10 protein-coding genes are annotated in these 12623 nt (G+C 44.6%); 9 read left to right on the forward strand and 1 reads right to left on the reverse strand.

Annotation, left to right across the window (positions count from 1 at the left end; all coding sequences use genetic code 11):
- Nucleotides 1-213 precede the first annotated feature (213 nt).
- Both thiC and H9647_RS12390 read left to right on the forward strand, forming a co-directional pair.
- Complete coding sequence (thiC, locus tag H9647_RS12385; protein WP_191800380.1) at nt 214-1995, forward strand: phosphomethylpyrimidine synthase ThiC; 1782 nt, start codon at nt 214-216, stop codon at nt 1993-1995.
- A 109-nt stretch (nt 1996-2104) separates the two neighbouring features.
- On the forward strand, nt 2105-2959 hold the full coding sequence (locus tag H9647_RS12390; protein ID WP_191800268.1) for a manganese catalase family protein: 855 nt from the start codon (nt 2105-2107) through the stop codon (nt 2957-2959).
- A 104-nt stretch (nt 2960-3063) separates the two neighbouring features.
- Here H9647_RS12390 and acnA read toward each other — a convergent pair whose 3' ends face one another.
- Nucleotides 3064-5790, reverse strand: coding sequence for an aconitate hydratase AcnA (gene acnA / locus H9647_RS12395; RefSeq protein WP_191800270.1), 2727 nt, complete (start codon nt 5788-5790; stop codon nt 3064-3066).
- Between the two features lie 263 nt (nt 5791-6053).
- On the opposite strand from acnA, the gene H9647_RS12400 reads away from it, so the two are divergent.
- From H9647_RS12400 to H9647_RS12430, 7 genes are all read left to right on the forward strand, one after another.
- Entirely contained in the window at nt 6054-7052 is a 999-nt protein-coding gene (locus H9647_RS12400) for an amidase domain-containing protein (protein WP_191800272.1), read from the forward strand.
- 134 nt (nt 7053-7186) lie between these two features.
- A complete protein-coding gene (locus tag H9647_RS12405) occupies nt 7187-8281 on the forward strand; it encodes a D-alanine--D-alanine ligase (protein ID WP_191800274.1) in 1095 nt (364 codons plus the stop codon).
- An 83-nt stretch (nt 8282-8364) separates the two neighbouring features.
- Nucleotides 8365-8688, forward strand: coding sequence for a hypothetical protein (locus H9647_RS12410; RefSeq protein WP_191800276.1), 324 nt, complete (start codon nt 8365-8367; stop codon nt 8686-8688).
- 83 nt (nt 8689-8771) lie between these two features.
- Nucleotides 8772-9773 carry a UV DNA damage repair endonuclease UvsE gene (gene uvsE, locus H9647_RS12415; protein WP_191800278.1) on the forward strand — a complete coding sequence of 334 codons (1002 nt, stop codon included), beginning with the start codon at nt 8772-8774 and terminating at the stop codon, nt 9771-9773.
- Nucleotides 9774-9916: 143 nt separating this feature from the next.
- Nucleotides 9917-10789 carry an inositol monophosphatase family protein gene (locus tag H9647_RS12420; RefSeq protein WP_225229266.1) on the forward strand — a complete coding sequence of 291 codons (873 nt, stop codon included), beginning with the start codon at nt 9917-9919 and terminating at the stop codon, nt 10787-10789.
- Between the two features lie 15 nt (nt 10790-10804).
- A complete protein-coding gene (locus H9647_RS12425) occupies nt 10805-11083 on the forward strand; it encodes a hypothetical protein (protein WP_191800280.1) in 279 nt (92 codons plus the stop codon).
- Nucleotides 11084-11209: 126 nt separating this feature from the next.
- On the forward strand, nt 11210-12472 hold the full coding sequence (locus H9647_RS12430) for a stalk domain-containing protein (protein WP_191800282.1): 1263 nt from the start codon (nt 11210-11212) through the stop codon (nt 12470-12472).
- Nucleotides 12473-12623: the final 151 nt, after the last annotated feature.

The raw sequence follows: 12623 nt of genomic DNA on the forward strand, positions 1-12623 counted from the left end.
TAGATAGATATGGAGAGAGTAGGAACAAACTATTGTATAGAAGCTGATTCCCCTAGGGAATCGGCTTTTTTTATTGTCGTACACTTCTTGCAGCAAAGGTTCATGTGATTCTTTTACAGGGGCGGTAAGCCACTTTGAAGGAGGATGAAGACAATGAAGTTGCAGCAACAAGGCAGTACCGAAAATAGTAAATCAGAGGACGTTACAGAAGGAATGGGGAGTGAATCGATGTACATTCCTTTTCCTGCAAGCCGTAAAGTGTACAAGACAGGATCTCGGCCTGATCTTGTTGTCCCAGAACGCGAGATAGAGCTTAGTCCCACACAAACTCCGCAAGGGGTAGAGATCAACGAACCTTTTCATGTCTATGATACGAGCGGACCGATGGGGGATGCCGATTATGAAGCAGATATTATGAAAGGACTCCCTGCACTTCGGCATGAGTGGATAAGGGAGCGCGGGGATGTAGAGTATTATGAGGGGCGGACTGTGAAACCGGAAGATAATGGACTGCGGTCAGAACGAAGTGTTCAGCAAGCAGCCGAAGTTTTTCCAGGAGAGACAAGCAGGCCGCTCCGAGCAAAATCGGGACAGAATGTGACGCAGCTGCATTATGCCCGCCAGGGGATCATCACTCCGGAGATGGAATTTGCTGCCATTCGCGAAGGGCTGGAACCTGAATTTGTGCGTGAAGAAATTGCTAGTGGACGAGCGATTTTGCCGTCTAATATCAATCACCCGGAAGCTGAGCCGATGATGATCGGAAGAAATTTTCTCGTGAAAATCAATGCGAACATTGGTAATTCTGCTGTTTCTTCCTCTATTAAGGAAGAGGTAGAAAAAATGACGTGGGCGGTACGTTGGGGAGCCGATACGGTGATGGATTTATCAACCGGCCGTAACATTCATACCACGCGGGAATGGATTATTCGTAATGCTCCTGTTCCCATTGGGACCGTGCCTTTATATCAGGCGCTCGAAAAGGTGAACGGAGAAGCAGACAAGCTGAGCTGGGAAGTGTACCGAGATACCCTGATTGAGCAGGCAGAACAAGGTGTCGACTATTTTACGATCCATGCTGGGGTGCTGCTTAGGTACATTCCTATGACTGCCAAGCGAATGACAGGAATTGTGTCCCGAGGCGGTTCGATTATGGCAGCTTGGTGCTTAGCCCATCACAAGGAGAATTTTTTATATACACATTTTGAAGAAATATGCGAGATTATGAAGACCTACGATGTTGCTTTCTCGCTGGGTGATGGACTGCGGCCAGGAAGTATCTATGATGCGAATGACGAGGCACAGATGGCGGAACTTGCTACGCTAGGGGAACTCACGCAAATCGCATGGAAGCACGATATCCAGGTGATGATCGAGGGACCAGGTCATGTTCCTATGCACAAGATTAAAGAAAATGTAGATCTACAGATGGAGATTTGCAAGGAAGCTCCGTTTTACACTCTTGGACCCCTGACGACTGATATTGCACCGGGTTATGATCATATCACTTCTGCTATTGGTGCTGCGATGATCGGTTGGTTTGGTACTTCGATGCTTTGTTATGTTACGCCGAAAGAGCATCTAGGTCTGCCGGATAAGAATGATGTTCGTGAAGGAGTTATCGCCTATAAAATTGCTGCACATGCAGCGGATTTGGCGAAGGGACATATAGGAGCACAGCGGCGTGATGATGCCTTATCCAAAGCACGATTCGAATTCCGCTGGAGAGACCAATTCCATCTTTCGCTCGATCCAGAGCGGGCGCTGTCTTATCATGATGAGACCCTGCCTGCCGAGGGGGCAAAGACGGCTCATTTTTGTTCGATGTGTGGACCGAAGTTCTGTAGTATGCGTATTACCCAGGATATCCGAAATCTTGCTGCTGAAAAGGGAGTGAGTGAGGCTGAGGCGGTTCATGCTGGAATGCAGGAGAAAGCAGCAGAGTACCGAGATAAGCAGTCTTTTGTATCGTCTTTTGATATAGATCCATCTTAATAATAGAAAGTTATCCAATTCATAAAGTAGCACTCTCTGTTGTATAAATCATGATATGGGAGAACAAAATAGGGTATCCGAATGATCAGAAATGAGGAGGCCCTATCCTATGTATTTTTACAAAGAAGATTTAATTAATGTTATTGTACCGGACAAGCCCGATCCAGCGGCAGCTAAAGTGATTCAGGAAACGCTTGGCGGACAATTTGGTGAAATGCGTACAATGATGCAGTATTTTTTTCAGAGCAGTAATTTTCGGGGGAAAGCAACCCAGTATCGTGATTTGATTCGTGGTGTATTTCTTGAGGAAATCGCCCATGTGGAACTTGTTCAGCAAACCATTAACCAACTGCTGAGCGGGAGTGGAGAAGCCATTCCTGGTAATGCCGGGGTAGATGGGGCACCTATTGATGAAGCCGTTCGTCATGCAAATCCGCACCATTATATTATGGGTGGACAAGGTTCACTACCTGTAGATGCAGGGGGGAATCCTTGGCTTGGAAGTTATGTATATAGCCATGGAAATCTAACCGCTGATTTACTTAATAACGTGGTGCTAGAGTCTACTGGCGTTTTGCAAAAGACAAGGATCTATGAGATGAGTTCGAACAAAACATTCCGCGAAACCCTTGGATTTCTGATTGTCAGGGATAATGCGCATCAGAATGCTTTTGCCAAAGCACTGGAGACCCTGGGGGTAGATTGGGGCAAAATATTCCCGATTCCTAACTACGATATTAATAAGTACCCAGAGTGCAGAAAATATGTCGACATGGGATACCATAATGCGCAGTTTAATTTTCGATTGGATTCAACCCGAATCGGGGAGATTTTCACAGGGGAATCGCCAAGCCGAAATGGAGAAGAGCTTCAAGTTACTGATCCGCCGGAAGGTTTTCCGGTACCTGAATTGCCAGAACAGCCTAATATGCATAGTCCGGGACTTTATGATCTGAACCACTAGTTATAATGGGCTGACTAAGTATAGCGATCAAAAAAACAAAAGCCGCAATCTCTTGCCAATTGGCAGGAAATTGCGGCTTCTTTTATGAATTTAAAAGTGAGTGTTTAGACAGTTTGCTCGTCATTTTGCATCAGCTGACGAAGGACAGTCTGTAGAATACCGCCATTGTGGTAGTAATCTACATCCACCATACTGTCAAGACGTGCAATCACTGGGAAATCAAACTCAGTTCCATCTTCTCTAGTAGCCGTCACGGTTAGTTCTTGACCTGATGAAACATCATTACTCAAACCAACGATATCAAACGTTTCACGACCGTTCAGACCTAGGCTCGCCCATCCATAACCTTCTTTGAATTGAAGAGGAAGAACACCCATACCTACAAGGTTACTGCGATGAATCCGTTCAAAGCTTTCTGCGATAACAGCTTTCACGCCGAGCAGAAGCGTACCTTTTGCAGCCCAGTCACGGGAGCTTCCTGTACCGTATTCTTTACCTGCAAGCACGATTAAGTTCTTGCCTTTTTCTTGATACTTCATGGAAGCATCGTAGATCGACATTACTTCATCAGTTGGGAGGTAAGTCGTTACTCCACCTTCTGTGCCAGGTGCAACCTGGTTACGAATCCGGATGTTGGCGAAGGTACCGCGCATCATAACCTGATGGTTACCACGGCGGGAACCGTACGAGTTAAAGTCTTTACGCTCTACGCCGTTTTCTTTTAGATACAATCCAGCAGGACTCGATGGAGAGATATTCCCTGCAGGGGAGATATGGTCCGTTGTAACGGAATCACCCAAGAGAGCAAGAACACGTGCATCACGAATATTTTGAATATCATTCAGCTCGTCACCAAGATCTTCAAAGAATGGAGGATTCTGAATGTAAGTGGAGTTTTCATCCCACTCATACAGCTCGCCTTCTGGAATTTCAATTGCATTCCAGCGTTCGTTCGCTGTAAACACATTAGCATATTTATTGCGGAACATGTCTCTGTTCAAGGAAATGTTCATTGCTTCTTGAATCTCCGCAGAAGAAGGCCAGATATCTTTCAGATATACAGGCTGATTATTCGTATCATAGCCAATTGGATCGTTTTGAAGATCGATGTTTACGGTTCCAGCCAGAGCATATGCGACAACAAGTGGCGGTGAAGCCAAATAGTTTGCTTTTACTTGAGCATGAACACGGCCTTCAAAGTTACGGTTACCGGAAAGTACAGCTGCCACCGTTAAGTCATTATCTGTAATGGCTTGGCTGACTTCGTCAGGAAGTGGACCAGAGTTACCGATACATGTTGCACAACCATAACCTGCAACGTTAAATCCAAGTTTCTCAAGCGGTTCAAGAAGTCCTGCTTTTGTCAGATACTCCGTTACTACGAGAGAACCTGGAGTCAGAGAGCTCTTTACATAACTTGGTTTGGTGAGTCCGCGCTCTACTGCTTTTTGAGCAAGAAGTCCTGCACCGATCATTACGCTTGGGTTAGAAGTATTCGTACAGCTTGTAATCGCAGCAATAACGACTGCTCCTGCAGAGAGTTCACTCTTAGAACCGTCAGAGTGAGTAATCGATACTTTCTCAGCAATCTTCTCATCACTGAGTCCATATCCGCCTTTATCTACGGGTGTACGTACAATGCCTTCCCAGTTTTCTTTCATTTTTGTCAGTTCAATACGGTCTTGCGGACGTTTAGGTCCTGCAAGGCTTGGTACAACAGACGCTAGATCGAGTTCAATGGTATCTGAGAAAACAGGGTCTTCAGAATGATTCGTACGGAACATGCCTTGAGCTTTGTAATAAGCTTCAACCAGCTCAATTTGCTCTTCCGGACGACCTGTATTACGAAGATAGTTCAATGTTTCTGTATCAACAGGGAAGTATCCTACGGTTGCGCCGTACTCAGGAGCCATGTTTGCTACCGTTGCGCGGTCAGCAAGACTGATGTTGGAAAGTCCAGGGCCGTAGAACTCAACGAATTTACCAACCACACCTTTTTTACGAAGCATCTCCGTAACGGTAAGAGCAAGGTCTGTCGCTGTTGCGCCTTCAGCAAGGCTACCCGTAAGTTTGAATCCGATTACTTCAGGAGTTACAAAATAAAGCGGTTGTCCGAGCATTCCAGCTTCTGCTTCAATCCCCCCGACACCCCAGCCGACTACGCCAAGACCATTGATCATTGTGGTATGAGAGTCTGTACCTACAAGGGAATCCGGGAACACAACTGTTTCGCCGTCAATAACTTTGGTAGCAGCTACAGAAGCAAGATATTCAAGGTTAACTTGGTGAACAATCCCTGTGGAAGGTGGAACTGCACGGAAGTTATCAAATGCCGTTTGCGCCCAGCGCAAGAAACGGTAACGCTCTTCGTTACGTTCAAATTCCACTTTGATGTTGTAATCAAGCGCATCGTTTGTTCCGTATGCATCAACCATAACCGAGTGGTCGATAACGAGGTCAACAGGGACAAGCGGATTGATTTTTTTAGGGTCGCCGCCTGCTTTTTTGACCGTATCACGCATCGCAGCGAGATCTACAACAACCGGTACACCGGTGAAATCTTGCAATACAATACGTGCAGGAATAAATGGAATTTCTTTATTGTTATCTTTGCCTTCAGCCCAGCCTGTAAGCTGGCTTACGTGTTCTTCTGTAATTGCGCGTCCATCGAACTGACGAACGGCAGCTTCAAGTAACACTTTAATAGAGAATGGAAGTTTAGAGATATCGCCATGACCTTGATCTTGCAAAGACTTAAGGCTGTAGTAACGGTACGTTTTGCCCCCGACTTCAAGCGAACTTGCAGCAGAGAAATGGTTCTTTTGAGACATGCATGTACCTCCTAATTTGATAGTATTCGGATGAGTTCATTTCCATAGGTATATCGTTGTTTGTTTCACTGTGCGAAACACTATTTCAAAAACGAACTTTTGAGTTTAGTATACCGTTTTCAAACTTGTTCGTAAAGGGTTTTTTCAGGGTTGATGTGCCCAGGACCCGTACATACCCTGGGATACTTTGTCATATAGATGAAAGAAAAAGTAGCTTGGAACGTTGGCAATGGCTAGGGGCATGGGAAAGGGGAGAAAAAGGCGTGGAACGTGAATGGAGTCATGCGTTATACACCTATGTTAATGATTACAATGCTTGCGAAATCAGCTGTAAACCACATCATGAGCAGGTGATTTCGGATGTGGCGATACTCGAGAAGAGGGCGGAGCGTCTCCTTTTGTTAGAGCAGTGGTATCATGAACGTGAATCTCATCCTGTCCGAAGCGAGACACGTGCCAAACTGCTCCGGGTATTATCTAATGAGCCATATCAAGGAGTTGTGGATGTACAGCTTTATCGTCGACTTTATTATATGAAGTCAGGTATTACCCACCGGGAGGATCGAATTGAAAAGGAACGGCTTACTTTTTACAAACAACAAGGCCGCTGGGCCATTTCGAGTATTGTTCATGATGTCCCAGAACGCAAACCAATTATTCTAGGCGATCTACTGAGCGATGAAAACAGTTCATCCTTAAACAGGCCTCTTTTAAATAGACAATTATTATATCCCGGTATTCCTACAAGGCCTTCCCGTTATCGCAGAGAGGATGCTGTAGCCTACGCAGACAGGTGGTGGGATTCCGGTAATCCCGAGTTCGAGGAATTTGATGTGAACTGCACCAATTATATCTCTCAATGTCTCTTTGCAGGGGGAGCGCCGATCAACTATACTGGTAGGAGAGAGTCAGGCTGGTGGTATAGAGGTTACGTAGGTGGAAGAGAATTATGGAGTTACAGCTGGGCCGTTTCTCATAGTTTACAGAGTTACTTAGCTCATGCTCGTACGGGTCTTACTGCAACCCTTGTTGACAGTCCGAGTGAGCTTCAGCTCGGGGATGTTATTTTTTATGATTGGGATGGTGATGGTAGATACCAGCACAGCACCATAGTGACGGGGTTTGATGCGGGAGGAATGCCGCTCGTGAATGCAAACACAGTCAGCAGTCGGCATCGCTACTGGGACTATAAGGATTCTTATGCTTGGACAACTGCGACGAGATACCGTTTTTTTCATATCTCTGATACTCTAGGAACATAATACGGAACGATCATCATCCTTGATGAATATACTGCTGGCATAGATACGGTGGGCCTTGGCGGATACGATATCTTCTTAACGAATGTTTAACTTTCTCCAAGACCTATCCGTTTAATAGAAACCGGAGGTTAGGCATGGTACAGAATAAAATGACCGTAGGTATTGTATACGGTGGTAAATCTGGGGAACATGAAGTATCCCTGCAGACTGCATTTGCTGTGACAAGTGCTTTTGATTATGACAAATATGAGCTCGTTCCTTTTTATATCTCGAAGCAGGGGACATGGGCAAAAGGAAATATGCTTACAGCTCCGCCTGCAAGCGTAGATGCACTAAAACTTAAGGGCAATCCCGAGGATACTCGAGATGCACTGAATACGTTATTCAGCCGTCTATACGGCGGCGAGAGTGAAATCGATGTTATGTTTCCGCTCTTGCATGGCACGTATGGTGAAGATGGTACCATTCAAGGACTTTTCGAAATGGCTGATATGCCATACGTAGGTGCAGGCGTACTGCCATCTGCTGCCGGCATGGATAAAGTAACGATGAAGAAGTTATTTGCACAGGCGGGTATTGAGCAATGTGAGTATGCTTACTTTAATCATATTCAGTGGAAACGTTCAAGCGATGAACTCATTGTGAATATGGAAGGCCAGCTTGGATACCCAATGTTCGTTAAACCGGCGAACCTTGGTTCAAGTGTAGGTATTTCCAAGGCGCGCAATCGGGAAGAGTTGATCGAAGCAGTTGATTATGCTCTTCGCTATGATATCAAAGTCATCGTAGAAGAGTTCGTCGATGCAAGAGAAGTGGAAGTCAGCGTACTTGGTAATGAAGAAGCAATTGCTTCTGTTCCGGGCGAGATCGTATCTTCCAGCGATTATTATGATTATGCAGCGAAGTATACGGATGGACAATCCGAAATGCTGATCCCGGCTCCTCTTGATGAAGAGAAGGCAGATCAAGTTCGCGAAGCAGCACTGAGCGCATTCCGTGCGATTGAAGGAAACGGGATTACTCGTGCAGACTTCTTCGTTCGCCGTTCGGATGGAAAGATCCTTATCAATGAAGTGAATACAATGCCTGGGTTTACCCCATTTAGTATGTATCCTCTGTTGTGGCGGGAAACAGGTATATCCTATAAAGCGCTTCTTGATCGTATGATTGAGCTTGCTTTGGAACGTTATGAACTGAAACAAGCATTGCAATACGAAAATAATAAATAAGAATAAGTGGGAAGGGGAGTGATTACTTCCCCTTTTTGCTATAACGAAAAAGAAAATAAGAGAATGGAAGAGGAGGACAAGTCATGGGATTTCAAACCGAGTTTAATTCAGTATGTAAGTTTAAAAGTGAACAAGAGTTGTACGAGCTCCTTGAATACGGTAGAGGTAAAATGGTGAAACAAGGATTTCGCGTCTTTCCTACAGGGCAAAAAGTAATTGCATATACCCCAGATAATGTCGCGGTTGCGATTGTAAAAATCGTGGGCTGCATCGCCGAGATTAACTTTCAGAATCAAGAAGTGACAGAGGTTGAGATGATTCTCGAGCGTAAGCTTACAGAAGAAGAGTCCCGAATTCAGACAAAGCTTGCTTATGAAATGTTTTTCGGAGAACAAACGAAAAGCTGAAGCAGAAGTAACAGGGTTTTAACAAGTCTCTTACGGGTATAATCTGTACTATTAAGGTTACTGTGAGAGGAAGGTCTCATCCTATGATCGTACGCTTTGGTTATGTAGCTATGTCTGTCCTTGTAAACAATGCTTCTCCATCCAAGACGATGACAATGGCTAGTTTTAATAAAATTGGAGATCGAGAGGCAGCCATTCGCAAACTTGAGCGTATTGCTGCCGAAAATTTACATAACACTTTAAGATTACTTAGGCACAATCTCGCTTATCAGATTTGGGTGTACCGTTTTTCTTCGAAACTGATCCCGCTGGCCACACATGCAGATTTGCAGGACTGGAATCCGTTTGAAGCGCTAACTCCATCCTTTCGGGAGGTAGGCGATTTTGTGAAAAAGAACAAGATGAGAGTATCCTTTCATCCGGATCATTTTACGGTGCTTAGTACACCGCGTGAGGACGTTTTGGCAAGTTCGATCCGCGATCTGCAGCATCACAAATCCATGTTAGAAGCCATGGGGCTGGATGCTACGGCGAAGAACAATATACATATCGGCGGAGCCTATGGTAATAAACAGTGCTCGGCTGAACGTTTTATAGAGAATTTTAGTGCCTTGACATCCGATATCAAGGAAAGAATTACACTTGAGAATGATGATAAGACATTTAACGCGGTGGAAACCCTTGAGGTTTGCAAGAAAACAGGTCTTCCTATGGTTTTAGATCTTCACCACCAGTGGGTAAATAATAATGGAGAGAAACCTTGGGAGTTGTGGAAAGAGATTCAGGCTACCTGGACAACTCCTTTCGCTCAGGCTGATACCCTACCAGAGACTCCTTTAGCTCCTAAAGTCCATATTTCGAGTCCTAAGAATGAAAAAGACATCCGCAGTCACGCAGATGGAGTGGAGCTGGAACCACTGCTTACTTTTTTAAGAGAGATTGCGAAGGATACGCCGGTTCTTGATGTTATGATTGAAGCAAAACGCAAGGATGAAGCGTTATTTGGGCTGATGGATACGTTTAAGACTTTGACGGGGGAAGGCATCGAAATTCTAGATGGAGCTACCATTCGTGTACAGCCCTGACCCCAATTCGTACAATTTTGTGAATCAGGACTTTTGTGGGTAACCGATATGCTCCTGAAACGTTACTATAGTAAGCAAGAGTAAGTAAGTTGAATTTTCTATCCTGGTGTTCTCTTAGAAATGAGGAAAGTAGTGTGATTGTTTTGAATGAAAATCAGAAGACTCCTTATGTAGTTTCAAGTAAGAGTTATACGGCTGTTGCCATTAATGCTGCTGCGAAAACAGGGGAATGGATTAAGAGCAAAGTCGGTTCCAATCTGAAGATGTCGACAAAATATTCCCAGCAGGACCTTGTTACTGAAGTGGATAAAGGTGCGGAGCAAATGATCCGCCGATTAATTCTGACCCATTTTCCGGACCATGCTATTCTTGGTGAAGAAGGCGTAGAGCCAGGCCCGGATGCTTCTAATCTTGCTTTGCAAGCAGTAAAAGATGAGGAGTTTTTATGGATTGTAGATCCGGTAGACGGAACAACGAACTTCGTCCATGGATTCCCATTTTTCTCAGTTTCCATTGCGCTTGCTCATCACGGAGAGGTCATTGTAGGCGTAATCTATGATCCGATCCGAGACGAATTGTTTGTAGCTGAAAAAGGAAAAGGGGCTTATGTACATGGAAACCGTATGCAAGTGTCTTTAGAAGAACAACTTTCCGATGGACTTATAGCTGTCGGTTTTCCGCCGGACCCAAGCTTTGCCTTGCCTATGAATATGGCAGCAGTGCAGGCTCTGGCTCCCAAAGTCCGTAATTTACGAGCAGGGGGATCCGCTGCACTGCATCTTGCCTATGTTGCGGCAGGCAGACTGAGCGGATATACAGAGATTGGACTTAACCCATGGGATATCGCAGCAGGTGCCTTACTCGTTCAGGAGTCTGGTGGTATGGTAACAAGCACAGCGGGGCATCCTTATGATCTGTCGGTGCGCCATGTTACAGCAAGTAATGAAAAGCTGCATCACGAACTGATTACTGTCCTGAAAGAAGCGAAAGCTACAGGTATCGCAGGAGACAAGTAAAGGAGGAATGCAGATATGCCAGATTCACATGAACTTGAGAAGAAGCTGAGCGAGATGCTTACGGACGGTGAACCGGATTATGGGGATCCTGAGAAAAGAGAGCGGGAACAGGTCTCTCCTAAATACGAGATCCGAATTCAGACAGAGCTGGATCCAATCGTAGAAGAAACGATGAAATATCGCAGTATGGCTAAAGAAGTAGACGATCGTTATGACGCCTATATGGAAAAAGCCAAGCATTCTTCCATCAACAAACCTTTGGCTGAAAAAACAGATTCAGAAACAGAAAAATAAAGAAATTCTCAATAATCATAAGAAGTTCTCTCTTGAGGTGAAGAGAGGACTTCTTTTTTATTTGTACCCGTGATCCTACATAGGTGGTAAAATAAGGAATTAGGAAAAGGGGGCGACATATCATCTATGTTGAAGTGGACTAACGTTAGAAATAAGGTGAGAACATGTTCTGTATCGCTTATTGCGATTGGATTCCTTTTAGGAACAGGACCATTGTCTGCACAGGCACAGGAAATAACGAAGGAATATCGCATTGTAACGCTGGGAGATTCCATTACTGTCGGTTATGAGCCGGGTCTGGAGGACGTAAAAGCCGATCCTTATGGTTATGTAGAACGTCTGGAGGAGCAAGCCTTGCTGCATGGACGTGCGAAAGTTAGCAATTACGGCATTGCGGGATTAAAGACTTCGGGCCTTCTTCAGTTTACAGATTCCATTTCCAAGGGAGAGAAAAAGTCTTCCGAAGCCATTCAACCAGCACTGGTTGATCCGCGGGTTGATGATTTTACAGATCGGATAAAGCAGATTCAGACCGAAGTTACGGAAGCAGATGTCATCGCTATTACGATTGGTGGAAATGATGTATCGGAGCTGTTGGTTACAGGGGAAAGTCTCACAGATGCTCAGCTGAGTGAGCGAGTAAAGGAACTGCTGAGTCGTTATTCGGAGCAGGTAACCTCTTCAGTAAATGATCTGCATGCCTTAAATGAAGATGCTCTCTTTGTGATCGCGGATCAGTATCAGCCCCTCCCCAAAGTGGGAAATGAAGCTCTATACAACAAACTGATGGGTGCAGCCGCTTTATTTACAGATACGATTGATACGGTGGCATCCCAGCTGAACGAACAGGGAGTTAGAATAAAAGTAGCTCATGTGGCGAAGGAGTTTGTAGGAGGAGAGGGAACGATGACCCATATGATCAGGCATCGTGACTTTCATCCCAATCAATATGGATATGAAGCCATCGCTGAGGTATTTGCTAAAGTGATCTGGGGAGATTATGTAAAGCTTCAGACACCTGATCGGGAAGAGCCGATGAATATTTTCGTGAGCGGTAAGCAGCTTATTACTCCTTATAAACCTGTTCTTAAAAATAATCAGAACTATATTGCGATTCAGGATATTGTAGAAGCCGTATCCGCAGAATCCAAATGGGATAATCAGACGAAATCTACGAAAATCACATATGGTACGAAGACGGTAGAAATTAAAATGGGATCAAAGACAGTACTTGTGAATGATCAATCGATTCCAGTTGCGACACCAGCCTTTTTACAGAAAGTCGGTAAAGAATCCAAAACCTATGTGCCTCTTGCCCTTGTTGCAGAAAATCTTGGTTTTGATGTCCAGTATCAGTCCAAATTAAAAACGGTCTTTATCAATCCTTAGATTATGGTTCTGGAGAAATGAATGGAGGTTATCCCTAGAGGATAACCTTTTTTCACTTTCATCAAATCCAAACTGTACAATATACAGGAATTGGGTTTATAATCAAAATAAAGAAATTCAAAGAACAACACAGATTTAAATGTGGTAAGTT

The sequence above is a fragment of the Paenibacillus gallinarum genome, from assembly GCF_014836635.1.
Taxonomy (GTDB): Bacteria; Bacillota; Bacilli; order Paenibacillales; family Paenibacillaceae; genus Paenibacillus; species Paenibacillus gallinarum.

Coding starts and splice junctions, on each gene's coding strand:
- thiC (WP_191800380.1), top strand. CDS start 214: ATGGGGAGTGAATCGATGTACATTCCTTTTCCTGCAAGCCGTAAAGTG.
- H9647_RS12390 (WP_191800268.1), top strand. CDS start 2,105: ATGTATTTTTACAAAGAAGATTTAATTAATGTTATTGTACCGGACAAG.
- acnA (WP_191800270.1), bottom strand. CDS start 5,790: ATGTCTCAAAAGAACCATTTCTCTGCTGCAAGTTCGCTTGAAGTCGGG.
- H9647_RS12405 (WP_191800274.1), top strand. CDS start 7,187: ATGGTACAGAATAAAATGACCGTAGGTATTGTATACGGTGGTAAATCT.
- H9647_RS12410 (WP_191800276.1), top strand. CDS start 8,365: ATGGGATTTCAAACCGAGTTTAATTCAGTATGTAAGTTTAAAAGTGAA.
- uvsE (WP_191800278.1), top strand. CDS start 8,772: ATGATCGTACGCTTTGGTTATGTAGCTATGTCTGTCCTTGTAAACAAT.
- H9647_RS12425 (WP_191800280.1), top strand. CDS start 10,805: ATGCCAGATTCACATGAACTTGAGAAGAAGCTGAGCGAGATGCTTACG.
- H9647_RS12430 (WP_191800282.1), top strand. CDS start 11,210: ATGTTGAAGTGGACTAACGTTAGAAATAAGGTGAGAACATGTTCTGTA.